The following is a 23,032-nucleotide window of genomic DNA, read 5'->3' as shown; positions in this document are numbered from 1 at the left end:
ACGATGCGGAGTACCTACGAGCTGATCACTGCGGGAGACATCGCCAGGTTCGCCGACCTGGTCGCGGACGATTTCGTCGAGCACCAGGGTGGGCTGGGCTTTCCCACCACGAAGGAGGGGATGCTCGACTTCTTCCGAGCGCTGCTGACCTCGTTTCCCGACTTTCGGATGAACGTCGAGGACCTGATCTCCGACGGGGACAAGACCGTGGCCCGGGTCAGGGCCACGGGGACCCACCGGGGTGAATTCATGGGAGTGCCGCCGACCGGTACGGGTGTCGACGTGGAGCTCATCGACATCATGCGGTTCGACGGAGCCGGTCTGCTCTGCGAGCACTGGGGTGTCGCGGACATGCTGTCGCTCATGCAGCAGCTCGGCGTCGTCCCCACAGGCGCTCCGGCGTAGCAGCGGCCGGCTCAGGGTGGGTTGCCCGGAGCTTGTCTGTCGCCATTCGAGAGGAGAAGATCCAGTGCCGAGAATCGTCATTACCCACGCCGTCCAGGATGTCGACCGCTGGCTTGGGGGAAAGGCCGAGCGCGCCGCGGCCCTGCCGGGTGCCACGGAGGTCACCGACCTGGTCGCCCTGGACGGGACCAGACACGCCGCCTTGATGTTCGACATCGATGACCTGGAGCCCCTCAAGGCGTTGCTGTCCTCGCTTCCCCCAGAGATGGCCGCCCAGGCGGAGTCACATGGGGTCATCATGCCCATGACGGTCTACGTCGAGGCGTAGGGCGGGCACGGCACCAGGCGAGCCACAGGGCGGTGAGTTCCTCGATCACACTTCAGGGTGCTGACGTCAGCAGTCGCGGACGCCAAGCAGCGCCGAAAAGCTGTGCGTATGACGTCGCCCAGTCGAGCCTGAGACACCGCAGAGTTCGCAGGTTCATATCCTGCCCCCGCTACGGAAGAAGGCCCGGACCATCAGGTCCGGGCCTTCGCCTTGCTGTGTCTGACGTGGTCAGGCCAGCGCCTTGGTTTTCAGGGAGTCGTACTCCTCCTGTGTGATCGTTCCGGAATCGAGCAGGTCTTTGGCGCGTGCAATCTCGTCGGCCGGGCTCTTGGAAGTGCTTGCGACCTCCTGGATGTACTTGTCCTGCGCGGCCTTCTGCTGCGCGAACGCCTTCTGCTGCCGATCGCTCATGCTCCGGCCTCGAACGATGAGGTAGATCAGTGCCCCCAGCCACGGTACGAAGATGAGCAGGATCGCCCATCCGGCCTTTGCCCAACCGCTGAGCGAGTGGTCGCTGAACAGGTCCCACAGGCATCGGAACCACACCATCAGTGCGGCGATCCAGATGAAGAACCAGAAGCTCCACAGGAGCACTTCCCCGAAGTCATTCGTCATTGCGTCCATGGCCATTCCCTCCCAGACACGAGGGCACGCGCCGCCCGTGAGCGCCGCGTACCCAACAATTCACAAAGTCACCATCGCAACGACGCGGTCAAAACGCTAGCTTCTCGCCCGGCGAGTCGGACTGTGAACGGCCTTCCGGCGACTGCCAGTTCCACCTGCCGTCGAAACGGATCTACTGGGGCCGATGTGGCCACGTCCGGAACCGTCTGCGAGCACCTGCTGCGGAGCCGCTCAAGCGCGAGGCTCGGCCATGGGCGACCCGGTGAGCGTGCCAGGCCCATCCGGAATGGTCTTCGGGTTCTCGCCGGGCTGTCGGCGAGCGCGGCACCCACACCGTCTGGCCGCCGAGGTTCACGATTGATCCACTGGTTCATGGACGCTAAGGACCCCAGAATGGCTCAGCACGGTGCGCAGGTCCGACATCAAGCAAGCCCAAGACCTGCTGGTCGAGCAGGCCGGGCCGAGACGATCGGCGGGGTGCGCTCGTGGAGCCCCTGACCTCCCGGGCAGCGCCGGCGGCTCATCCCGCGTGGGCTGCTGCGGGCCATGCTGACATCGGCGGGAATGATCGCCCTCTACTACCTGCTGCCCTTCAGTCACAGGTCGGACAATTACGTGCTCGCCCAGGTCGCGATCGGCGTCGCGCTGCTCGCCGCGATGATCGTTTGGCAGCTGCGGGCCATCGTCCGTTCGAGCTATCCGGGCATCCGGGCCATCCAGTCCCTCGCCATGACGACTCCGCTGTTTCTGCTCTTCTTCGCATCCACCTACTTCATCCTGAGCCTCGACGACGCCGCGAATTTCACCGAGCCCCTGACCCGATCGGACGGGCTCTACTTCACGGTCACCGTCTTCACGACCGTCGGGTTCGGCGACATCTCCGCAAAGGCCGAGACAACTCGCCTGATCGTCACCGCCCAGATGCTGCTGGATCTCGTGGTGGTGGGGTTCGGTATCCAGGTGTTGATTGGAGCGGTGAAACGGGGCCGCGCCGGCTCCAATGAAAGGATGACCTGACGGGAAACTGACGTGGCTGCGAGCGGCCCCGCCCGCCGCTCGCACACCGCCGGGCGGCGTCTCGACTCACACCATCTGTAGGAAACCCCGCGCCACGAAAGAAGGCCCGCGCATTGGTCCGGGCCGTCGCTTTTGCCTTGTGGGATCCGCTGTGCGCTGCGGACGTTCGCCTGATCGTGATGGTCGAGCGCCAGTCATGTCCTAGGCAGGCCGTGTGATGGTGCGGCCGGCCGCCGCCATGAGTCGTTCGGTGTCGGTGGCATCGACGGGCGGCACCGTCGGCGGCTTGATCAGACCCAGCTCTATGGCTTGGTCGTTGCAGGTGAGCGCGACGACGTCCGTCATGGCCGGGATCGACTCCGGGGAGAGCTCGATCGCGCGCCCTAGGCTCGCCGACAGGTCCCAGGCATGCGCAGCATTGTCGATGACCGCGAAGTCCACGACGACGGTGCCAGGCAGGACACCAAAGGGCGTGTCGTGCTGCGCGGTCATCACGCCGTCGCTGCGCCATAACCGCAGAGCCAGGGCGATGACCTCCGCGGCAATCGGGGCGAGGTCGCCCTCGTAGGGCACCGCGGCCATGGCCTCGTCCGATGTCATGAGGCTCTGGCCGGTGACAGTACCTGCCCAGAACAGTTGGTTCTTCAAGGCGTGGCTCGCCAGCCGGCGGACCGTCCAGGGTGGGCAGTTGGTGGCAACGTCCAGCTCACCCTCGTCGAGCCCGGTGATCACCCGCTTCAGCTCGTCCGCGGCGTACTCCAGCAGCGTCAGATGGTCCATCGCGTCCCCCCCGATCGGCTCGGGCAGCTCACCGGAACCGGGCGCGCCCGAGCGAACCCAGAATAGGGTCCGCAAACGACTTGATGCACCACACCCGAGATTGTCGGTGCAGACTGAGCCATGAGCCCCGGGCCGAGGCGCGGCAACCTGCCGCGTTCCACCACCACACTCGTCGGGCGCGCCGAGGTGGTAGCCGAGCTGGTCGCGCTGGTCCGCTCCCGTCAACTCGTCACCCTCACCGGCGTGGGAGGCGTCGGCAAGACCCGACTCGCCCTCGCGGTCGGCGCGAACCTTGCCGATGAGTTCCCTGACGGCACGTGGCTCGTCGAGCTGGCCCCGGTGAGTAACCCCGACGCGGTCCCCGACGCGATCGCCACCGCCCTGGGCATCCCTCCACAAGGAGATGCTCGCGTCATCGAGACGGTCGCTGAGGCATTGGCCGGTCGTCGGCTGCTCATACTGGTAGACAACTGCGAGCATGTCCGTACGGCAGCCGCGGCGGCGATCGGGGAGATCCTCGCCCGCTCCGCCGTGCCCCGGATCCTGGTGACGTCGCGAGAGCACCTTTCAGTGCCGGGGGAAACGGTCCGGTCCGTGTCTCCGTTGACTGTGGATGGCACCGTGACCTCCGACGCGGTGACCCTGTTCGCCGAGCGTGCCGGCGCTGTCCGGCAAGGTTTCGGGATCTTCGACAAGCAGACCGCGGACGCGGTGATCGAGATCTGCGAGACGCTCGACGGGCTCCCTCTCGGCATCGAACTGGCCGCCGCGCGAATGGCCGCGATGAGTGCAGTCGAGGTGCGCGACCGGCTTGGTGACCGGTTCCGGCTGCTGACCGGACCCGAACTCGGTCCCGATCGCCAAGCGACGCTGCGGCACGCGGTGGGCTGGTCCTACGACCTGTTGAACGACGACGAGCGCGCAGCCCTGCGGGCAGCGTCGGTTTTCGCCGGAGGTTTCGATCTGCCGGCACTTTGTGCCGTCGCGCAGGCGAGCGACGACATCGAGGTGCTGCGGCTCGTCGACTCGTTGGTGCGCAAGTCTGTGGTGAGCGCCCACCACAGTTCCGCACAGACGCGGTACAGCTTGTTCGAGACGATTCGCGCATTCGCCGACGAGCGGTTGGCCGAGACCGCCGAACGCGACGCGGTCCGCGATCGGCACGCGGCGTACTTCGCCTGCGAGGCGGCTCGACGATGGACGCTGTGGAACAGCCTCGAGTGGCGCATCCAGGTCGACTGGGTGCAAACGGAGCTGGCGAACCTACGGGTCGCGTTCCACTGGAGCGTCGATCGCGATCACACCGAGGTGGCCACCGATATCGCCGCGCACGCCGCTTTGATGGGGTTCTCGGTCGAGCTGTTCGAGACCGTTGCATGGGCAGAGTCTCTGCTCGAGGCGGCGACCCGGGCCGACGTCCGGCGGCTTCCCAGGCTGTACGCCGCGGCGGGGTATGCGTGCTTCGTCGGACGTGCCGCGGTCGCGACCGAGAACGCCCATCAGGCGACCGTGCTGGAGAGTCGACCGGGCTACGAATCGTGCGAGCCCGGCTACGCGACGTTCATCGAAGCGCTTGGACAGGTCTACAGCGGGAACCTGGATCGCTACATCGAGCTGACCCGGGGCGTCGCGGCACTGGCGGGCGCCGGCCGGGCGTACGGGATCGCCGCGTACATCGACGGTCTGCAGTCTGCCGGACGAGTCGAGGAGGCGCTGGAACTCACGGGGGATGCCGTTGCGGCTGCACGAGAGGTCGGCAATCCGTTCTGGCTGGTCTACACCCTGTGGATCGTCGGGCTTGCCCACTCGAAAACGGACCCGCAGCACGCGCTGGAGATGTGGGACATCGGCGTCGCGCAGCTCGGCGAGCACGACATTCGCTTCTTCGAGGGCTTCCTGGCCCGTGACGCGGCTCTCTTGCACACCTCCGACGGCCAGTTGGAGGCGGCGCTGATCCTCTTCGACACGTCAATCGGGGCCTTCGTGCGCTCCGGAGCAGTGGCACAGCTCGTCATCACACTGGCCAGCCTGCCCGCCCTGTTCGAGCGGCTCGACCGTCCCAGTGTCGCGCGCACAATGCTCGGCGCGATGGCCAACCAACCGGCCAGCCTCCATCACGTGCCCACGGTCGCCGATCTGGGCCGGCGACTCGACGACCAGCTCGGCGACGAGCCGGCGGCACGGTTCGCCTCCGCCGGCGGTGCGATGGACCTCCACGACGCCGCTGCCTACGCGGTTCACCAGATCGACCTCGCCCGGCGTGCGCTCACAGCGACCAGCCAGCACGGGGTGGATCGGTTGACAGCTCGCGAGACACAGGTACTGCGGCTTATCGCCGACGGGGCGACCACCCGCGAGATCTCCGAACGGTTGTTCATCTCGGCGAAGACGGCCGACAACCACATCCAGCACATCTATACAAAGCTCGGGGTCACCAACCGTGCCGCAGCCACCAGATGGGCCCTCGACCGTGAGGTGGTCGTCCGGGCCACGGAGACCAACCCCGGGTGAGTTGAGCGTCGAGGTACGACGAGCTGCCGCGAGTTGGGGACCCGAAATGAGGAGATCTCCCCATGCGATGAATGCCACGACGGCAGAGGATTCTCATCAAGCCAGCCGAAAGCGCTGGGAGTTCGAGGGATCCGATCGAGATCCCGGCCAACTGAGGAGAACGACAATGATCCTGGCGACGACGAAGGTGAAGGACCTCGACCACTTCCTCGAGGTGTACGGCACAAAGGGCGCCGACAAGCGTGGATCGCATGGCTCGAAGGGCTCGACCGTCTACCGCGACCCGATCGAGGAGGACCGGGTGTGGGCCATCTTCGACTGGGACGACGACGGTTGGACGGCGTTCGCCACCGACCCGGAGACTCCGGGCATCCTTCAGGAGGCCGGTCACCTGGGTCGCCCGTCTCTCGGCCAGTACCTCGGCACCTTCAGCGCCTGACCGGCACGGCGCCGGGCTTGCTCAGCGCTCATCACAAGCGGCGCTGACCCTGTCGTCGTACCGGAACGCCCCTCGGCCTTGAGGGAGCGAGCACACGGGGTTGAGGTTTCAGTTCGACCCAGAACTACGGAAGAGGCCCGGACCGATAGGTCCGGGCCTTCGCTTTGCGGGGTTGGGGAGTTGCGGTGGGTACTGGGTGGGTATCTGCCCGACTTCCGCTAAGGAGCACCCGATGTTCGCGATCATCGCTGCCGTCATCTTCGGTCTTTCGCTCATCCTCGACTGGGCCAACGTCCGAGCCAGCGACGCGTTCACACCACAAACACTGCTCACCGCCGGTCTGCTGTGCGTCGCACTCCACCTGGCCGGCGTCGGCACCTCACGCCGCTGGGGCCGGCGCCGCTGACAACTGCTGATCGACCAGGCGCCCGGCTCACACGAGCCGGGCGCTTCGTCAATCAGCGCCGGGCGGGGTGCGAAAGTCGGATCGTGTCGGATAGTAGATTCATCGCTTGCATAGGAAAGTGGCGGCCGCTACCGTCGAGGGATCATCCGGGCCCGCGACGCCGGTCTCACCTGGCCGCCAGCCGCACTCGCGCGAGAGGTCTGCGTTACCTGACCGCGAGCTCGCCCAGCTCGGACCAGTCGTCCTGGGGGACTTTGAAGTTGACGATGCGGGGAGTCTCCACCAGGTGCTGGGGGAGGTGTTGCTGGGCAGCCTTGAAGTGGGCCGAGGTGACGTGGGCGGTGGCCGCGTCGTCGTCGGCGAAGGCTTCGACCAGCACGTACTCCGCGGGGTCGTCCAGGGACTGGGACCAGTCGAACCACAGGCAGCCCGATTCGGCCCGGGTCGCCGCGGTGAAGTCTGCGGTGATGGACGCCCAGTTCTCGGCATGCTCCGGCTTCACGCGGAACTTGGCAGTGATGAAGATCATGACCAACAACCTAGCGCAGGGTGAAGCCGGTGCCGATGGGATCGCGCGGGTCGAGGGTGAAGGTGGCGGTGCCGGTTCGGTACGCCGCCCCCTCCACCTCGGTGATGACCCCGTCAGCGGCTTCCTCGACCACGCGCCCGAGGAACCTGGTGCCGACGATGGAGTCGTGCCGCAGCACCTGCCCCGGACCCAGCCGGCCGTCGTCGTGCAGCAGGGCCAGGCGGGCCGACGTACCGGAACCACAGGGGGAGCGGTCGGCCTCGCCGTCGGCGAAGATGGTCAGGTTGCGCTGGTGCGGTCCGGCGTCCAGCGTGCCGAGATCGTCGTACAGGATGGTCCCGTAGAGACCGCTGAGCCGGTGATCCGTGGGATGAACGGCGACCGAGTCGAGCGCCCATTTGATCTCGCGGCCGATCGCCACCAGTTCGGCGTACGACGGTGGTGTCACCGAGAGCCCGACCGACGAGGCCGGCACCGAGGCGTAGAAGGCACCGCCGAAGCTGATGTCTGCCACGACGTCACCCCGCGACGTCTTCACCGGCACCGCACGATCCACGACGTACGACGGAACGTTGCGAAAGGCAACGCTGGTCACGGCCCCGCCCGAACAGGTGACCCGGGCAACGACCCGCCCGGACGGTACGTCGATCACCACGTCGGTCACGCCGTCCGGTGCGGCGGAAACCAGGCCGGTCTCCACCGCCCAGGTGCCCAGCGCGATCGTCCCGTGTCCACAGGCGGTCGAGTAGCCGTCCTTGTGCCAGAACAGTACGCCGAAGTCCGCACCGTCATCGTTGCCTGGGACAACGAAGCCGCCGTACATGTCCGCATGTCCGCGCGGCTCGTTCACCAGTAGTTGGCGGATCGCGTCGACCTCGGACGAGGTCTGGGCGAACACCCGCCGGTCCGGCACCGTAGCGCCGGGGACCTCGACGGACGTCACGATCCGGAACGGCTCGCCGGCCGTGTGGTAGTCAACGACGTCGGTCATCGAGATGCCTCCGCGAGTGCGATCGATCGGTCCCGCGCGGCTTCGGCCGCCGCCATCACCGCCGAGCGTACGGCGCGATTCTCGAACTCGCGCACCGCGGCGATCGTCATGCCCCCGGGACTGCTCACCGCGGCGCGCAGGTGCACCGGGTCGGCACCCGGCTCCCGCAGCATCATCGCCGCGCCGACCGCGGTCTGGATGACAAGCTCCTCGGCGAACGGACGGGGCAACCCGACTAGGACGGCCGCGTCGATCAGCGCTTCGGCGAGATAGAAGAAGTACGCCGGTCCGCTGCCGGAGATCGCTGTGATGGCGTCGAGCTGCTGCTCCGGCACCTGCACCACTCGCCCGACCGTCTGCAGTAGTGCCTCGACCTCGGCCAGGTGAGCCGGGGTCGCATGCGTCCCGCCGGCCAGGGCGATCATGCCCGCGCCGACGGCAGCTGGAGTGTTGGGCATGCAGCGGACCACGGCCGTCTTCGTGCTCAACGCCTGCTCGATCTGACCGATCCGGACTCCACCCGCGGCCGAGATCAGCAGCTGGTCGTCGGTGACCTCGCCGGCCAGGTCGGCGAGGAGACCGCCGACGTGGTGCGGCTTGACCGCGATCAGCACGGTGCCCGCCGTACGCACCGCCTCGGCCAGCGGAGGTGTCGCGATCCCGAACCGATCTCGCAGGTACGCCGCTCGTTCGGCGGACGACTCGACGACCTGGATCTGGTCGGGTGTGTACCGCGGTGACTCACCGCCGAGCAGTCCGGACAACAGGGCGGTGCCCAGGTTGCCCCCTCCGACGAACACGAGCTGATGGCGATCCATGGCATGTACCTCTCGGACGAGCGACTGACGACGACCGTAGTACATGTTACACAGCTTTGAAACTCCGTAATGATTGATACCTAGAATCCGAGCTGCTGCCGGATGGTCTCCAAGGTGTGTGCGGTCTCGAGAGTTCGCTCGGTGTCGACGGCGGCGAGCGCCTGGGCCAGGGCGTCGGTGGTGAGGATGATCGTCAGAACCTCAGCGGTGATGCCGGTGACCGTGTTCGGCACGTGGATCGCCACGGTCACGTCGTTCGCGAGCCGTTCGGCGACCAGCGGCTCGCTGAGCAGGATGATGGCGGCGCCGACCGCCTGGGCCCGCTCGATCACGGTCTCCGCGTCGGTGGTGAGCCGGCCGGGGGCGATCACGATGACCACGTCGTCGCGGCCGACCGGCAGCAGGTCGTCGGCCAGCCGGAAGCCGGCCGTCTCGATGCAGCGGCTGCGGCGGCCGAGCCGGCGGAGCTTCAGGGTGAGGTGCTCGGCGGCCACGAAGTTCGCGCCGAATCCGTAGGTGACGATCTCGCGCGCGTCGGCCATCAGCCGGATGGCCTCGGTGTACGCGTCCATCGACAGATGCTCGTCGAGGTACTGGATCCGCTCGATCGCCTCGGCGATCACCCGGTCCCAGACGTGCTTCGGGTCGCCGCCGGTCGCCTCGATCCGGTTCCGCAGCCGCTCCTGCCGGTGCGTGGTCGTGAACGGTGCCGCGACCTGGTCCTTCAGTTCGGCCAGGCCGGCATAGCCGAGCGCCTGCAAGGTCCGGATCACCGTGGCGTTGCTGGTCTTGGTCGCCGTACCGAGTTCCTGGGCGGACAGGTACAGCAGTTCCTCGGGGGAGATCTCCGACAGTGAACGACAGACCGTCCGGGCTGCCGGGGTGAATTCGTCCCAGTGCTCCCGGATCCGGGAACGGAGCTCGGCGATCGCGGGATTCTTCGTAATCCCTGTTACATCATCGGCCATCTGTGTATCATCCGATCTCATCGCGCGTGTAACGAGTAGTCCAGGAATTTGAGTTCTGTAACAGCATCGCAGACGAGAGAAGCCGATGACCCACACCTCCACCGTTTATCAGCGTGGCGCGACTCCGATCTTCGCCTCCCAGGCGGATCCGCGGCTGCACTACTGCCTGTACGTGCCGCCGCGACTGACCGACGACGAGCAGGCGCCGCTGGTCGTGATCCAGCACGGCACCGCCCGGTCGGCCGCGAACTATCGCACCCAGCTGAAGGAGTTCGCCGAGGACCAGGGCGTGGTGATCCTGACGCCGATCTTCCCGGCCGGGCTGGTCGATCCGGACGACCTGCACAACTTCAAGTTCATCGAGTACGAAGGGATCCGCTTCGACCGGATGCTGCTGGCGATCGTGGACGAGGTCGCGGCCCGGTTCCCGGTGGCGGCGGAGCGGTTCTATATGCACGGCTTCTCCGGCGGCGGGCAGTTCACGCACCGGTTCCTCTACCTGCATCCGGAACGTCTCGCCGCCGCGTCGATCGGCGCGCCGGGCCGGATCACCCAGCTGGACGACACGCTGCCGTGGTGGCTGGGGACGAAGGGCTTCGAGGAGAAGTTCGGTCAGTCGATCGACTTCGACGCGTTGCGCCGGGTGCCGATCCAGCTCGTGGTCGGCTCCGAGGACGTCGAGACCTGGGAGATCATGAATCGCGGCGAGTCCAACTGGATAGACGGCGCCGAACTCACCGGCACCACCCGGATCGAACGCCTCCGCACCCTCGAGGCGAACTACCGCTCCCACGGCCTCGACATCACCTTCGACGTGGTCGAGGGCGCCGCCCACTCCGGCCGCAAGATCCTCCCCTCCGTCGAACGCTTCTTCACCGACCAGCTCAAGAACCGGTAGGGCCCGAGAACGTCGGCCGGCTCAAGAACCGGTAAGCCCTAAGTACGTCAGTACGGCGAGCACCCGGCGGTTGCTCGTGTCGTCGTCGACAATGCCGAGCTTCCCGAACAGCGAGGTGGTGTGCTTGCTGATGGCGCTCTCGCTGAGGAACAGCCGTTCGCGGATGGCCTGGTTGGAGAGTCCTTCCGCCATCAAGCCGAGCACGTCGCGTTCGCGTTCGGTGAGCCGGTCGAGCCGCTTGGTCGACGTACCGCTGGAGAGCAGTTTGGAGATCACGGCCGGGTCCATCGCGGTCCCGCCGGCGGCGACTCGCTCCAGTGCGTCGATGAACTGGTCAGCCTCGAACACGCTCTCCTTGAGCAGATACCCGACCCCGGCCGCGCCGTCGGTCAGGAGTTCGCGGGCGTACAGCTGCTCGACGTGCTGGGAGAGGATCAGGACCGGCAGGCCGGGCACTTCGCGGCGAGCGGCGAGTGCCGCGCGCAGACCTTCGTCGGACTGTGTCGGTGGCATCCGGACGTCGATGACGGAGACGTCCGGCCGCCACTTGAGGAGTGCGCCGAGTGTCTCGGGCCCGGTGGTCGCGGTCGCCACCACCTCGTGCCCGTAGGCCTCGAGCAGGCGCACCATTCCGTCCCGCAGCAGGTAGAGGTCTTCGGCTACAAGGATTCGCATGGCACCGTCATCCTCGCACGCGTCGGACCGCCTGCCGGGCTGCTGATCTCCAAGGTGCCGTCGAAGGCGGAAAGCCTCCGGCGTAGGCCCGCGATTCCGCCTCCCGCATCCCCGTCCGCGCCGCCCCGGCCGTTGTCCTCCACCAGCACTACAAGGGCAATCTCCTCGCGGCCGATCGTGATCTGAGCGTCGGTGGCCCGGGAGTGCTTCACGGCGTTGGTCAGCAGCTCGGCGATTCCGAAGTACAGAGCGGACTCGATCGGCGGATCCAGCCTCAGCTCAGCGTCAGCCACAACGGAAGTTTCGAGCGGGCTGTCCATCGCCAGCGCACGCACGGCATCGACCAAGCCGCGCTCGTTCAGCACCGGCGGGTTGATCCCACGCACAAGTTCGCGCAGCTCGGACAGGGAGGTTGCCGCGCCGACCCGCGCTTCCTTCAACAGCGCCTTGGCCTGGCGTGGGTCGGTCTCCATCAGCTTCTCCGCTGTCGCGAGCGAAAGGCCGAGCGCGACCAGCCGTGCCTGCGCTCCATCGTGCAGATCCCGCTCGATCCGGCGGATCTCGGCGGCCTGCGCGATCGTCGCATCGGCACGCTGTGCGGTCAGCTCGTCGACCCGATCCGACAGGGCCATCGCCGGCGTCGGGCGCAGGAACCGTACGGCTACCGGCGCGAAAACCCGCCAGGCGTACGGCGCACTCACGCCCGCCACCACCAAACCGGCCACTCCGAGCAGCGGCATCGACCGAGCGGACCCGAGGACCGCTGCCACAACGCCGACCGGCGGAACCGCGGCAGTCAGGCCGGCGGTGACCACCAGGACCGCCGCGAACCTCAGATCACGCCAGTTCGCCGGGTCCATCCACCGCACCCGCATGGCCAGATCCTTCTCGGCATCCCGGCGACTCCGCTCGTACGAGTACCCGTTCCACCAATAGCCGGTGGACAGCTGCGTCACCGGTCCGAGCTCCCGATAACCGGCCGGGATGACAGTGCCGGTCCACCGGACGACGAGTGAGCGGACCATCCGGCACACCGGCCGGAGAAGCAGGAGGGTGCCGACGCAGGCCCACACGAGCGGCGCGATCCACGTCCATGGGTTCCCCCACCAGATCGCAACGGCCACAGCGGAAGCCCAGACGGCCGGCACCAGCACGCTGACGACCAGTACGACGCACGCCCGGACGAACCCGACGCAGGCACTCGCTACCCACGACATCAGAACCTCTTCCTCGCAACGGTTGGTGACTTCACTCTGCACCAACCGGACGGCGAATTCGGCCAGATCGTCGCCGAAGTAGGGCTAGCCCCCCCAACCGGGGGCCCAGCCGCATACCGCGCCGTACGCACGGTTTCTAGCGTCGAAGCCATGCCGCACAACACGACACTTCTACGGCGGGTGCTCTGAACAGACGTCAGCCGCTGTGCCCGGGGTGGGCAGCAGCGGCTGACGTTTGCTTCGGAGCGACCTGGACGAGTTTCAGGCGGCTTGCGGGACGCGGGTGCGGTTCTGCGCGGCCCAGACGGCCCGGCGCAGCTTGGCCTGATCCGGATAGCCGGCGGCAAGGCCGATCACGTACACGTCGTGGCTGCGCATGTTGACCATGCCCGCGACGTACCAGACCGGGCTTCCCTCGGCCAGCATGGTGACGATCATCGAGTTGACGGTGCTGTCGGTGGTGGTGTTCATCCTGACCCTCTCCTTTGGTCGCTCCTACTGATACTTCGGAGCAGTTTGTCGCTCTTACTGATACGTCGGACCAGGGCAGCCGAATTCGACACACCTCGACACAGTATTTTGGGCGCGGTGACGATCACCCCGAGCGATCCGTACGCCGCCTACTCCGCCCTCCGTACGTCCGGTCCGGTCCACCGCATCCCCGGACCCGACGGAAGCCCGTCCTGGCTCGTGACTCGGTACGACGACGTCCGCCAGGCACTCGCCGATCCACGACTGTCCGTCGATAAGCGCAACGCACTGCCCGGCAACTACCGCGGCCTGAGCCTCCCGCCGGCCCTCGACGCCAACCTGCTCAACATGGATCCGCCCGACCACACCCGGATCCGGACTCTGGTCACCCGTGCCTTCACGCCGAGCCGCGTCGTCGAGTTGGCCGGTCCGATCCGTCGTACGGCGGGCGCCCTGCTCGAACCCGTCGTACGACGAGGCCACGGCGACCTGGTCGCGGAGTACGCCGCACCGCTGCCGATCACCGTGATCTGCGACCTGCTCGGCGTCCCCGACGAGATCCGGACCGACTTCCGGGCATGGACGGACACGGTGCTCGCGCCGCCCGGTCCGGACGCGGCGCGGGCCGCGATAGGGGCAATGCTGAAGTTCTTCGCCGGACTGATCGAGAGCAAGCGATCGGACCCCGGCGACGACCTGGTCAGTGATCTGATCGCCGCGCGGGATCACGACGACCGGCTGACCGACGACGAGCTGACCTCGCTCGTCTTCCTGATCCTGTTCGCCGGCTACGAGAACGTCGTCCACCTGATCGGCAACGCTACCCTCGCACTCCTCGACGAACCGGCGCTCTGGGAGCAGCTGCTCCGGGATCGGTCCTTGCTGCCGTCGGCGGTCGATGAGCTGATGCGGTACGACGGTCCCGCGCCGCTCGCGATCAGGCGGTTCCCGGTCGCGGACGTGGAGATCGGCGGCGTGGTGATCCCGGCGGGGGAGACCGTGCTGCTCGGGCTGGCGTCGGCGAACCGGGACGCGGACCGGTTCCCGGATGCGGACCGGGTCGACTTCGATCGCACCGCAGGCGGACATCTCGCCCTTGGTCACGGCATCCACTACTGCGTTGGCGCACCGCTGGCCCGGCTCGAGATCGCGATCGCCCTGGAGGCGCTGCTCGATCACACGCCTGAGTTGGCGCTCGCCGTACCGCGAACCGAGCTCACGTGGCGCGACACCATCCGCACCCGCGGGCTGGTCGCGCTCCCGGTGGTGACAGGTACAGACCGGAAAACAGAGCGCCCCGATCAATGACCGGGGCGCTTGTCCGTGTGAGTCCCGGGGGGAGTGGGACCACCACACGTTGGGGGGGACTTTTACGTTAACCCGACCAGGGGGTCATGGTGTAACCCCCGGTGCGTCGAACAGTGCCAAACCTGCGCTCAACGGCTCGTTCGCCGTCGGTACAACGACGTCGCCAGCAGGAACGAGAACAGGAGCAGACCACAACACCACGCCAGTGCGATCCAGCCGTTGTTCCCCATCGGCGTCCCGATCAGCAGGCTGCGGACGGTCTCGATCACCGGCGTGATCGGCTGGTGCTCGCTGACCGGCCGCAACCAGGACGGCATCGTCTCCGGCCGGACGAACGCGCTGCTCAGGTACGGCAGGAACAGCATGAAGAAGCTCAGCGTGCTGGCCGACTCGACCGACTTCGCGATCACACCCAGACCGGCCGCGAGCCACGAGAGCGCGAGTACGTAGAGCAACAGCAGGCCGATCGTGGCGAGCCAGTCGAGCACGCCGCCGCCCGGCCGGAACCCCATCGCCAGCGAGGCGAGGATGACGATCGCCGTCGCTGCCGCGTTCCGCGCCACGCTGCCGGTGACGTGCCCGGCGAGGACGGCGAAGCCGCGGATCGGCAGTGAGCGCAGCCGGTCGATCATCCCGGTGTGCATGTCGTCCGCGACCACCATCGCCGTCGACGCCGCGCCGTACCCGGTGGTGAGCAGCAGGATCCCCGGTACGACGTAGTTGATGTACTCCGTCCCGGTGCTGATCGCGCCGCCGAACACGTACACGAACAGGGCCATCATCAGCAGCGGCATCAGGATCGACGCGAACAACGAGTCGACGTTGCGTCGCGCGAGCCGGACACTGCGATCCGCCATTGTCGCCACGTCCTCGAACGCGGCCGCGATCCCTTGGTGTGACATCAGTGAACTCCTAGGCGGTGAGTGCGAGGAAGACGTCGTCGAGCGTCGGCCGGTGCGACGACACTCGCTCCGGCTGCAGCCCGTTGTCGCGCAGCGTGTCGAGGACGTGATGCAGGTGCGCCGCCGTACCGTCGGACGGAATGCTCAGCACGTCCTGATCGACCGCCCCGTCCAGTACACCGGTTGCCTTGAGCAACTCGGGATCGGACCTGAAGCGCAGCTCGATGCGCTCGCCGCCGACCTGCGACTTGAGTGCGTCGGCGGTGCCGGTGGCAACGATCCGGCCGTGGTCGAGCAGCACGATCCGGTCGGCGAGCCGGTCCGCCTCCTCCAGGTACTGCGTGGTCAGCACGATCGTGGTGCCGTCCCGGACGAGCTCGCCGATCGTGTCCCACATCATCGACCGGCTGGCCGGGTCGAGCCCGGTGGTCGGTTCGTCCAGGAAGATCACCCGCGGCCGCGCGATCAGGCTCATCGCCAGATCGAGCCGCCGGCGCATCCCACCGGAGTAGGTCTTCACCCGCCGGTCCATCGCGTCGGTCAGCCCGAACTGCTCCAGCAGTTCGCCGGTCCGGCGGCGTGCCGCGGGCCTGCCCAGATGCATCAGCCGGCCGACCATCACGAGGTTCTCCCGGCCGGTCTGGTTCTCGTCGACCGCTGCGGATTGCCCGGTCAGGCTGATCACACCCCGGACCCGCGCCGGCTGCCGGAGTACGTCGTACCCGGCGATGGTCGCGTGGCCGGCATCCGGCCTGGTCAGCGTGGTCAGGATGCGCACGGTGGTGGTCTTGCCGGCGCCGTTCGGGCCGAGCAGTGCGAGCACGGAACCCTCCGGCACCCGCAGGTCGACCCCGGCCAGCACCTCGGTCGCGCCGTACGACTTCCGGAGCTCGGCTGCCTCGACGATCATCGGTCCCTCCTTACTGCGTATTAGATACGCTAAATAGCGTAGCAGGTACGCAGTGCGGGTTGGCAACCCCTAAACTGAGGCGGTGGAGAACAACGAGCTGCCGGCCGACGTGGCGGCGATGTGGCGGTTGCGGGAGGCGCCGCGGCGCGGGCCGAAGCCGTCACTGACCCTCGACGACATCGTCCGGGCCGCGATCGAGATCGCCGACGCGGAGGATCTGGCCGCCGTCTCGATGGCGCGGGTGGCCGAGCGGCTGGGCAACTCGACGATGGCGCTCTACCGGCACGTGAAGAGCAAGGACGAACTGCTGGTGATGATGTCGGACGCCGCGCTCGAGCGTCCAGAGCCGCTGCCGGAGGACATCGACTGGCGGACCGGTCTGACCTTCTGGGCGGACGGCGTACTGACCGCGATCCGCAAGCACCGGTGGTACGCGAAGCTCCCGATCACCGGACCGCCGGCCGGTCCGAACAACCTTGCCTGGTTCGACTCCGCTCTCGGTGCGATGAAGGACACCGGCCTGCCGGAGGCGGCCAAGGTCGGCGTGGTGATGGGTCTGATCACCTATGTCCAGGGCGAGATCCGGGTCGCGTTCGACCTGGCCGCGGGGTACGAGGCGAACCCGGCCGCCTTCCAGCAGTTCGGCACGACCCTCGCGCGCGTCGTGGATCCGCGGGTGTATCCGGCGGTGTTCCGCCTCGTCGAGGCCGGTGTCTTCGACGAGGTCGGAAGCTTCGAGGAGGACAACGAGGCCGATTTCGACTTCGGCCTGCAGCTCTACCTGGACGGCGTCGCCGCGTTCATCGACCGGGTCCGTCAGTCCAGCTGAATGATCGCGTCGGCCGATCGGGACGTCGCAGCGATGAGCCGGGCGTTGCGTTCGTCGGACCCGTAGGTGCGTTCGTGCGCTTCCTCGGGGGATCTGCCGTAGCGGCGGTGCCGGGCTTCCAGTCGTTCGTGCCGCAGTTGCTCGGGCACTTCGACGTACCAGCACTGGTCGACCAGTGTGCGGATGGTTGCCCACGGCATCTCGTCGAAGAGCAGGTAGTTGCCTTCGGTCACGATCAGCGTGACCTCGGGTGCGACTCCGATGCTCGCGGCGATCGAGTCCTCCAGCCCGCGGTCGAAGCGCGGCGCCCAGATCTGCTCGTTCGGCGTCTCCTTCAATCTCCTGAGCAAAGCGACGAACCCGTAGCCGTCGAACGTGTGCGGCGCGCCCTTCACTGCCGCCAGGCCCAGCTCCTCCAGCGCCGACTGCGCCAGGTGATACCCGTCCATCGGCACCAGCGCGGCTTTGTGCCCGTCCGCGATCAGCTTCGCGGTGAGTTGCTCGGCGTACGTCGACTTCCCCGCCGCCGGCGCTCCGGTGATCCCCAGGATGGATCGCCGTTGGCGGGTGGCGAGGTCGACGGCACCGTCATACGCGGTGGCCGGGTCCAGAGTCAGCACCCGTCGATCCTAGTCAGCCGAGGTAACCGTCCGGGCGGATGAGGATCTCGTCGCCGTCCTGGGCGTGGTAGTGAGCGAAGGCCTCGGGTGAGGTGTACGTGTTGCCGCCGTTGCGGTTGATGTCGATGGCGTGCGGGTGGGTCGACGGAGTGGTGGGGGAGAAGGGCAGCAGCCGTTGTGGGCGGACGGCCGGGCCATCACAAACGGTGCGAGCCGGCGCCCCTCCGCGGGCGGGTCTCCGAGCGCCGCGATTGTGATGGCCTGGATGTCCGGCGCTCAGCACCGAGGGTGCGTCGGGGGCAGCCCGGACCTGTGGCACTCACCAAGTACGTCGGCTCCGGGTCAGGTCAGGCTGAGCCGGGAGCCGAGGCGGTCAGTCGGAGGAGGTTGGAGTGGGGCAGGTCCGGGTCTACGGCGATCGTCGGACCGGCCGCAGCGCATGCCGACAAACCCGGCGACGGGCTTCGTGGCCTGCCACCACACGGCGGGCTAGTCCTCTGGTGGTGGCTCCTCGGCGCCGTCGCGTTCGTCGCGGGCGGCCCACTCCATGAGTGTGTCGAGGGAGTAGACGTTGTCGTCGATCGACGCGTGGAGGTCGCCCAGCTCGGCGAAGCGGGCGGGGACCGTCTCGATGGTGAAGTCCTTCGGGTCGACGTCGTCGACCTCGTCCCAGCGGATCGGCGTCGAGACGGTGCCTTCCGGATTTCCGCGAACCGAGTAGGCGGACGCGATGGTGTGGTCGCGGGCGTTCTGGTTGTAGTCCACGAAGAGTTTCTTCGGGTCGCGGTCCTTGCGCCACCACGTCGTCGTCACGTCATCCGGTGCACGGCGCTCGACTTCCCGCGCGAACGCCAGGGCGGCACGCCGTACGTCGGAGAATCCGTACGACGGCTCGACCCGGACGTAGATGTGGATCCCGGAACCGCCGGACGTCTTCGGATACCCGACCGCGCCGAGTTCTTCCAGGACCTCGTGGGCGACATGGGCGACCCGGCGTACCCGATCGAACGGGCAGTCCGGCATCGGGTCGAGGTCGATCCGCCATTCGTCCGGCTTCTCGGTGTCGGCGCGGCGAGAGTTCCACGGGTGGAACTCGACTGTCGACATCTGCACCGCCCACGCGACGTGGGCGATCTCGGTGACGCACAGCTCGTCGGCGGTCCGGTTGTAGCGCGGGAACTTCACCTGCACGGTCTCCATCCACGGTGGCGCCCCATGCGGCAGCCGCTTCTGGTGCACCTTCTCGCCCGCGACCCCCTCCGGGAACCGGTGCATCATGCAGGGCCGCTCGCGCAACGCGTTGACGATCCCGTCCGCCACGGACAGGTAGTACTTGACCAGGTCCAGCTTGGTCTCCCCGCGCGCAGGAAAGTACACCCGATCCGGATTCGAGATCCGCACCGTTCGCTCGCCCACCTCCAGCTCGATCGCCGGAGACTTCGCCTTCCCCTTGGACTCGGCCATGTCGTTCAACCTAACCGCCGCGGGGGACAAACCGCACTAAGCCAGGCGGGTGAGCCAGCCTCGGGGGTCGGGGGTGCGGCCGTATTGGAGGTCAAGCAGGGCGCTGCGGATGGACTGGGTGACGGGGCCGACGCCGTGATCGACGGAGTGGTCGCCGATGGTCAGGTCGCCGTCGGGCCAGGCGACGCGGCCGATCGGGGTGATGACCGCGGCCGTCCCGGACGCGAACACCTCGGTGATCTCGCCGCTACGGACGCCGTCCTTCCATTCGTCCGCCGGGATCCGCCGCTCCTCGACGGTGTGCCCGAGGTCCTTCGCGAGGTCGACGACCGAGGCCCGAGTGACGCCCTCGAGGATCGAGCCGGACAACTCGGGTGTCGCGATGCGGCCATCGGCGTACACGAAGAACATGTTCATGCTGCCGATCTCCTCGAGCCACTTGTGCTCGACCGCGTCGACAAAGGCGACCTGCTCGCACCCGTTGGCGACCGCCTCGGCCAGACCGGCGAGGCTGGCCGCGTAGTTCCCGCCGCACTTGGCCGCACCCGTGCCACCTGGTGTAGCGCGGATGGTTGAGGTCGTCAGCCAGATCGACACCGGCTTGGGTCCGGTGTCGAAGTACGGCCCCGCGGGAGATGCGATAACGCCAAACAGCACCTCGCGAGCCGGCCGCACGCTCAGTGCGGCCTCGGTGGCGATCATGTACGGACGCAGGTACAGACTGGTCTCGCCGTGCTCGGCCGACGGCACCCATGGCTCGTCCACTGTCACCAACGCACGCAGGGCCGCGACAAACGCGTCCTCCGGCACGTGTGGCAGCGCAAGCCGCTCAGCACTCGCCGTGAACCGAGCGGCATTGCGATCAGGCCGAAACGCCCAGACAGACCCATCCGCGTGCCGAAACGCCTTGAGGCCTTCGAAGATCTCCTGCGAGTAGTGCAGTACGGCGGCAGCCGGACTCACCCTGATCGGTGCGTACGCCGTGACCCTCGCGTCATGCCATCCACGGCCGGCCGTCCAATTGGCCACCACCATGTGGTCCGTGAACGACTGCCCGAACGAGGGCTTGGCCAGCACCTTCGCCCGAGCCTCCGCAGTGGCCGGATCACTCCGCAATTCGACCGCGAAATCCCACGCTTCTGTCACCGTCGTTTCAGCTGTCACTCTGCGCACGCTACCCCCGCCACTGACCCGACCACGACCCGCTGCCCACACTCCGGCCCTTCGCGTACACCTTGCGCTCCAGTAGCACCTCGAGATCCCGCACCGCGGCCAGCCCGGGCGCACGCTCCCGAGCAGCAGTCACCACTCGCCCGGCGTCGTCATACAAGTAATACGTGTGCCACTCGTGCGGCAGCTCGACCAGCACGCGCAGAGCCAGCGCAACACCAGCTGCGACCTCTCCGTCGACGGCCAGACACTGCGCCAGCCACAACTCCAGTCCGGCGCGCTCGCCGAGTCGATCGACCGGACACAACTCCAGTGCGCGGGCCAGCAGGACGCATCCGGCAGCGCCGTACCCGAGACTCGCGCACACCCGCCCCTCGGCGCCATGCACCTCGTACGCCGCCCAGTCACCAAGCGGCCCGGACGTCGTACTTGCCGACGGCAACTCATCGGCAACGCCGATCAGCTCCTGCAGCGCCCAATGCGCCTCGTCCTGCCGCCGCCCCAGCTCCGCCAGGACCCGGGCCCGGGCGGCGTGAGCCTCTACTACGCAACTACCTTGCGCCTGTCTCGCGAGCGCCAGTGCTTCCTCCGCTGTCGCCAGCAGTTGCATCAGCGGTCGAGGCTCGGCCAGTCCGCTCATCGCCTCCCGAGCACGCGCAGAACTCCGCACCGACGCGTTGGCCGAGCTGTCCGCGGCAGACCGAGCTACCTGCCACCAACGCCTGGCCGCGCGCAGCTCCCCGCAGCCAGTCAACGTCACTGCGGTGAGCACGCTTAGCTCCGCTGCCTGGACAGAGGAGCCGGTTGACCCCCTTGCCTGCACCACCTGGAGATACGTCGTCAGGTCCGGCAGCAGGTGAGCAGGCGGAACACTCCGGAAGTCTCCGAGGTCAGCAGCCACATCGGTGCAGCCGAAGGCCGTGATGAGACCGTGCCAAGCCGCCTCCAACGCATCAGCTGTCGGCACGGCTGCCTCCAACGGACCGGCCGTCGGCAACGCCACCTCCAACGGACCAGCCGGCGGCAACGCTGCCGAGGTGGACCGGATCGACTGTGGCTGCCTCTGCTCGAAAGTGGTGGTCAGCTCGTCCCCGGTGCCGAGCTCGCGGTCGCAGAGCCGGGCCAGGTCGGCAGAGCCCGGGCGCTGGCCTCGCTCCACCTGCGACAGGTAGCTGTGGTCGTAGCCGACTCGCGTTGCCAGTTGCCGCAGGCTGAGGCCAACTGACTGCCTGCTGTGCCTCAACTGCGCGCCGAACGCTGCCTCAGCCACAGGATCACCCCCGTTTGCGCTTCGAACTCACGTGGTCCGTGCGGAGGACAGTACAAGCCCTCGCCGACAAAACTGTCCCAGAACCCTTGTAGGCAAGGCCATGTGGTCTGTGGGCTGTTCTCACAGCCCACAGACCACACCTGTTGTGCGCAGCGCGTGCTGGGCGAGAGTGCAGAGGTGAACACGATGCAGCGACAGGCTCGCCTCTTCCGGTTGGTACGCCACACCGCCGTCTCCGGCGTGCGCGGCACAGGCACCCTGGCCGAAGGCGTGGAGTGGTCCGACGGGACAGTCGCGGTGCGCTGGCGTGGTCCTGCGCCGAGCACGTCGACCTGGGACGGCGGGGTCGAGTCTCTGCTGGCTGTGCACGGCACCGGCGGCCGCACCCAAATCCACTGGCTCCCCGGTGCGCCCACCACCGTGAGCAGGACGGTCACGAAGCCACCAGCGCGACCGGCCGGCACAGTGGCCGGCGTGTGGCTGCCGGCGCCGGGCGCGGACGGACTGTGTTCCCGCTGCGGTCAGCTGTGGCCGTGCCTCAGCTGCGGCCCGTAGCCGGCGTCGCCAGGGTTGAGACGACGCGGTCGGAGGCGGCTGATGCGGTTTAGTGTGAGGGGGTTTTGGCCGGACGCGGGAGGTGGGGTGGGTGGCGGACGGTGCGGTTGTGGATCCGCTGGACGAGTTGGATGCGCAGTTGGCGCGGTTGCGGGGCGTCGCGGACGAGCTGCGAGGCGCCCGCGGACGGCCTGTGCTGGAAGGTAACCAGGTCGAGTTGATCGAGGACGGGCCGACACTGCTGCGGGCGTACGAGGAGTTGCAGCTCGGGGCCCGGCGCCAGGTGCGAGTGCTGGATCGGCCGCCGTATGTGACGCCGCCGTCGACGCAGCAGAAGCTGGAGCTGGACCGGCTCGCCGACGGGATCGAGTATCGGGCGATCTACGGCACCGAGATCTTCGAGTCCGAGGACATCATGGGCGTATTGCCGGAGCTGCAGGCGGCCGGAGAGGTGGGCCGGGTGCTGGCTCAGGTGCCGATGAAGATGGCGGTGGGGGACGACGACACGGCGCTGATCGGGCTGACGAAGCGGGCGCCGGCCGAGTCCAACCTGCTCATCCGGTCGTCGGGGCTGCTGGACGGGTTGATCGCGACCTTCGAGATGTTGTGGGCGCTGGCGATCCCGATGCCGGCCTTGCTGGCGAACGGCGACGTCCCGGCGCTGCGGTCGCCGGACCGGGACATCCTGCTGTTGCTGGCGGGTGGGGCGACCGACGACATGATCAGCCGGCGCCTCAGGATCAGCCCCCGGACGACGCAGCGCCGCGTCCGCGCGCTGATGGAGGCACTCGGCGCGCAGACCCGGTTCCAGGCGGGGGTCCAGGCCGCCCGACGCCGCTGGATCTGACCCGGGTGTGACGGGGATCACTCCGCCGATCTGGATTGCATCGGACAACTCAGGTGTTCTGGGTTTCATTGTGCAACTCA

Annotated in this window: 27 protein-coding genes; 11 read left to right on the top strand and 16 right to left on the bottom strand. The window is 67.7% G+C overall.

Annotated features, from left to right (window positions below; translation table 11 throughout):
- Nucleotides 1-3 precede the first annotated feature (3 nt).
- Together OG555_RS02955 and OG555_RS02950 are read left to right on the top strand one after the other, a co-directional pair.
- Nucleotides 4-405 carry an ester cyclase gene (locus tag OG555_RS02955; protein ID WP_329480923.1) on the top strand — a complete coding sequence of 134 codons (402 nt, stop codon included), beginning with the start codon at nucleotides 4-6 and terminating at the stop codon, nucleotides 403-405.
- 64 nt (nucleotides 406-469) lie between these two features.
- Nucleotides 470-733: a hypothetical protein gene (locus tag OG555_RS02950; RefSeq protein ID WP_329480921.1), complete on the top strand. Its 264-nt coding sequence runs from the start codon at nucleotides 470-472 to the stop codon at nucleotides 731-733.
- A 228-nt stretch (nucleotides 734-961) separates the two neighbouring features.
- Here the strand turns inward: OG555_RS02950 and OG555_RS02945 are convergent, their stop codons facing one another.
- Nucleotides 962-1,357, bottom strand: a complete 396-nt coding sequence (locus OG555_RS02945; protein ID WP_329480919.1) for an SHOCT domain-containing protein — start codon at nucleotides 1,355-1,357, stop codon at nucleotides 962-964.
- 546 nt (nucleotides 1,358-1,903) lie between these two features.
- Here OG555_RS02945 and OG555_RS02940 point away from each other — a divergent pair.
- Nucleotides 1,904-2,374 carry a potassium channel family protein gene (locus OG555_RS02940; RefSeq protein ID WP_329480917.1) on the top strand — a complete coding sequence of 157 codons (471 nt, stop codon included), beginning with the start codon at nucleotides 1,904-1,906 and terminating at the stop codon, nucleotides 2,372-2,374.
- Between the two features lie 201 nt (nucleotides 2,375-2,575).
- Here the strand turns inward: OG555_RS02940 and OG555_RS02935 are convergent, their stop codons facing one another.
- Entirely contained in the window at nucleotides 2,576-3,154 is a 579-nt protein-coding gene (locus tag OG555_RS02935) for a TIGR03086 family metal-binding protein (RefSeq protein ID WP_329480915.1), read from the bottom strand.
- Nucleotides 3,155-3,274: 120 nt separating this feature from the next.
- Between OG555_RS02935 and OG555_RS02930 the strand changes: the two genes are divergently transcribed.
- The 3 genes from OG555_RS02930 (at nucleotide 3,275) to OG555_RS02920 (ending at nucleotide 6,510) form a co-directional block, all read left to right on the top strand.
- Entirely contained in the window at nucleotides 3,275-5,665 is a 2,391-nt protein-coding gene (locus OG555_RS02930) for a helix-turn-helix transcriptional regulator (protein WP_329480913.1), read from the top strand.
- A 166-nt stretch (nucleotides 5,666-5,831) separates the two neighbouring features.
- Nucleotides 5,832-6,104 carry a hypothetical protein gene (locus tag OG555_RS02925; RefSeq protein ID WP_329480911.1) on the top strand — a complete coding sequence of 91 codons (273 nt, stop codon included), beginning with the start codon at nucleotides 5,832-5,834 and terminating at the stop codon, nucleotides 6,102-6,104.
- A gap of 232 nt (nucleotides 6,105-6,336) precedes the next feature.
- Complete coding sequence (locus OG555_RS02920; protein ID WP_328518681.1) at nucleotides 6,337-6,510, top strand: hypothetical protein; 174 nt, start codon at nucleotides 6,337-6,339, stop codon at nucleotides 6,508-6,510.
- Between the two features lie 205 nt (nucleotides 6,511-6,715).
- On the opposite strand, the gene OG555_RS02915 is transcribed toward OG555_RS02920, so the two are convergent.
- The 4 genes from OG555_RS02915 to OG555_RS02900 all read right to left on the bottom strand — a co-directional run bounded on the left by OG555_RS02915 (nucleotide 6,716) and on the right by OG555_RS02900 (nucleotide 9,816).
- Complete coding sequence (locus tag OG555_RS02915; protein ID WP_329480909.1) at nucleotides 6,716-7,039, bottom strand: putative quinol monooxygenase; 324 nt, start codon at nucleotides 7,037-7,039, stop codon at nucleotides 6,716-6,718.
- A 10-nt stretch (nucleotides 7,040-7,049) separates the two neighbouring features.
- Nucleotides 7,050-8,030, bottom strand: a complete 981-nt coding sequence (locus tag OG555_RS02910; protein WP_329480907.1) for a proline racemase family protein — start codon at nucleotides 8,028-8,030, stop codon at nucleotides 7,050-7,052.
- The gene (gene proC, locus OG555_RS02905; RefSeq protein WP_329480905.1) at nucleotides 8,027-8,848 is read right to left on the bottom strand and encodes a pyrroline-5-carboxylate reductase; all 822 of its coding nucleotides are present in this window, start codon (nucleotides 8,846-8,848) and stop codon (nucleotides 8,027-8,029) included. The genes OG555_RS02910 and proC overlap by 4 nt, the downstream gene beginning before the upstream one ends.
- A gap of 80 nt (nucleotides 8,849-8,928) precedes the next feature.
- Nucleotides 8,929-9,816 carry a MurR/RpiR family transcriptional regulator gene (locus OG555_RS02900; RefSeq protein WP_329480903.1) on the bottom strand — a complete coding sequence of 296 codons (888 nt, stop codon included), beginning with the start codon at nucleotides 9,814-9,816 and terminating at the stop codon, nucleotides 8,929-8,931.
- Nucleotides 9,817-9,901: 85 nt separating this feature from the next.
- On the opposite strand from OG555_RS02900, the gene OG555_RS02895 reads away from it, so the two are divergent.
- Nucleotides 9,902-10,714: a PHB depolymerase family esterase gene (locus OG555_RS02895; RefSeq protein ID WP_329480901.1), complete on the top strand. Its 813-nt coding sequence runs from the start codon at nucleotides 9,902-9,904 to the stop codon at nucleotides 10,712-10,714.
- A gap of 21 nt (nucleotides 10,715-10,735) precedes the next feature.
- On the opposite strand, the gene OG555_RS02890 is transcribed toward OG555_RS02895, so the two are convergent.
- The 3 genes from OG555_RS02890 to OG555_RS02880 all read right to left on the bottom strand — a co-directional run bounded on the left by OG555_RS02890 (nucleotide 10,736) and on the right by OG555_RS02880 (nucleotide 13,077).
- Nucleotides 10,736-11,389 carry a response regulator transcription factor gene (locus tag OG555_RS02890; RefSeq protein ID WP_329480899.1) on the bottom strand — a complete coding sequence of 218 codons (654 nt, stop codon included), beginning with the start codon at nucleotides 11,387-11,389 and terminating at the stop codon, nucleotides 10,736-10,738.
- Nucleotides 11,374-12,606: a sensor histidine kinase gene (locus tag OG555_RS02885; protein WP_329480897.1), complete on the bottom strand. Its 1,233-nt coding sequence runs from the start codon at nucleotides 12,604-12,606 to the stop codon at nucleotides 11,374-11,376. Before OG555_RS02885 ends, OG555_RS02890 begins: the two co-directional genes overlap by 16 nt.
- Nucleotides 12,607-12,867: 261 nt before the next feature.
- On the bottom strand, nucleotides 12,868-13,077 hold the full coding sequence (locus OG555_RS02880; protein WP_329480895.1) for a hypothetical protein: 210 nt from the start codon (nucleotides 13,075-13,077) through the stop codon (nucleotides 12,868-12,870).
- 117 nt (nucleotides 13,078-13,194) lie between these two features.
- Here OG555_RS02880 and OG555_RS02875 point away from each other — a divergent pair, with 117 nt between their 5' ends.
- The gene (locus OG555_RS02875; protein ID WP_329480893.1) at nucleotides 13,195-14,385 is read left to right on the top strand and encodes a cytochrome P450 family protein; all 1,191 of its coding nucleotides are present in this window, start codon (nucleotides 13,195-13,197) and stop codon (nucleotides 14,383-14,385) included.
- Between the two features lie 128 nt (nucleotides 14,386-14,513).
- On the opposite strand, the gene OG555_RS02870 is transcribed toward OG555_RS02875, so the two are convergent.
- On the bottom strand, nucleotides 14,514-15,287 hold the full coding sequence (locus tag OG555_RS02870) for an ABC transporter permease (protein ID WP_329480892.1): 774 nt from the start codon (nucleotides 15,285-15,287) through the stop codon (nucleotides 14,514-14,516).
- Between the two features lie 10 nt (nucleotides 15,288-15,297).
- Nucleotides 15,298-16,197: an ATP-binding cassette domain-containing protein gene (locus tag OG555_RS02865; RefSeq protein WP_329480890.1), complete on the bottom strand. Its 900-nt coding sequence runs from the start codon at nucleotides 16,195-16,197 to the stop codon at nucleotides 15,298-15,300.
- An 82-nt stretch (nucleotides 16,198-16,279) separates the two neighbouring features.
- On the opposite strand from OG555_RS02865, the gene OG555_RS02860 reads away from it, so the two are divergent.
- A complete protein-coding gene (locus OG555_RS02860; RefSeq protein ID WP_329480888.1) occupies nucleotides 16,280-17,026 on the top strand; it encodes a TetR/AcrR family transcriptional regulator in 747 nt (248 codons plus the stop codon).
- On the opposite strand, the gene OG555_RS02855 is transcribed toward OG555_RS02860, so the two are convergent.
- From OG555_RS02855 to OG555_RS02835, 5 genes are all read right to left on the bottom strand, one after another.
- Complete coding sequence (locus tag OG555_RS02855) at nucleotides 17,014-17,646, bottom strand: nucleoside/nucleotide kinase family protein (RefSeq protein WP_329480886.1); 633 nt, start codon at nucleotides 17,644-17,646, stop codon at nucleotides 17,014-17,016. The two genes, OG555_RS02860 and OG555_RS02855, sit on opposite strands and share 13 nt — an antisense overlap.
- A 13-nt stretch (nucleotides 17,647-17,659) precedes the next feature.
- Entirely contained in the window at nucleotides 17,660-17,929 is a 270-nt protein-coding gene (locus OG555_RS02850) for a hypothetical protein (protein ID WP_329480884.1), read from the bottom strand.
- Between the two features lie 206 nt (nucleotides 17,930-18,135).
- Nucleotides 18,136-19,110 carry a non-homologous end-joining DNA ligase gene (gene ligD, locus OG555_RS02845; RefSeq protein ID WP_329480882.1) on the bottom strand — a complete coding sequence of 325 codons (975 nt, stop codon included), beginning with the start codon at nucleotides 19,108-19,110 and terminating at the stop codon, nucleotides 18,136-18,138.
- A 36-nt stretch (nucleotides 19,111-19,146) separates the two neighbouring features.
- Nucleotides 19,147-20,283, bottom strand: coding sequence for a branched-chain amino acid aminotransferase (locus OG555_RS02840; protein WP_442914479.1), 1,137 nt, complete (start codon nucleotides 20,281-20,283; stop codon nucleotides 19,147-19,149).
- 1 nt (nucleotide 20,284) lies between these two features.
- A complete protein-coding gene (locus tag OG555_RS02835; protein WP_329480878.1) occupies nucleotides 20,285-21,550 on the bottom strand; it encodes a helix-turn-helix domain-containing protein in 1,266 nt (421 codons plus the stop codon).
- 186 nt (nucleotides 21,551-21,736) lie between these two features.
- Between OG555_RS02835 and OG555_RS02830 the strand changes: the two genes are divergently transcribed.
- Entirely contained in the window at nucleotides 21,737-22,105 is a 369-nt protein-coding gene (locus OG555_RS02830) for a hypothetical protein (protein ID WP_329480876.1), read from the top strand.
- 91 nt (nucleotides 22,106-22,196) lie between these two features.
- The gene (locus tag OG555_RS02825) at nucleotides 22,197-22,952 is read left to right on the top strand and encodes a helix-turn-helix transcriptional regulator (RefSeq protein ID WP_329480874.1); all 756 of its coding nucleotides are present in this window, start codon (nucleotides 22,197-22,199) and stop codon (nucleotides 22,950-22,952) included.
- The last annotated feature ends 80 nt before the right edge of the window (nucleotides 22,953-23,032 follow it).

This window comes from Kribbella sp. NBC_01484 (assembly GCF_036227145.1).
Classification (GTDB): Bacteria; Actinomycetota; Actinomycetes; order Propionibacteriales; family Kribbellaceae; genus Kribbella.
The sequence above is the reverse complement of the archived record's forward strand: the minus strand, read 5'-3'. Positions and strand labels throughout refer to the sequence as shown.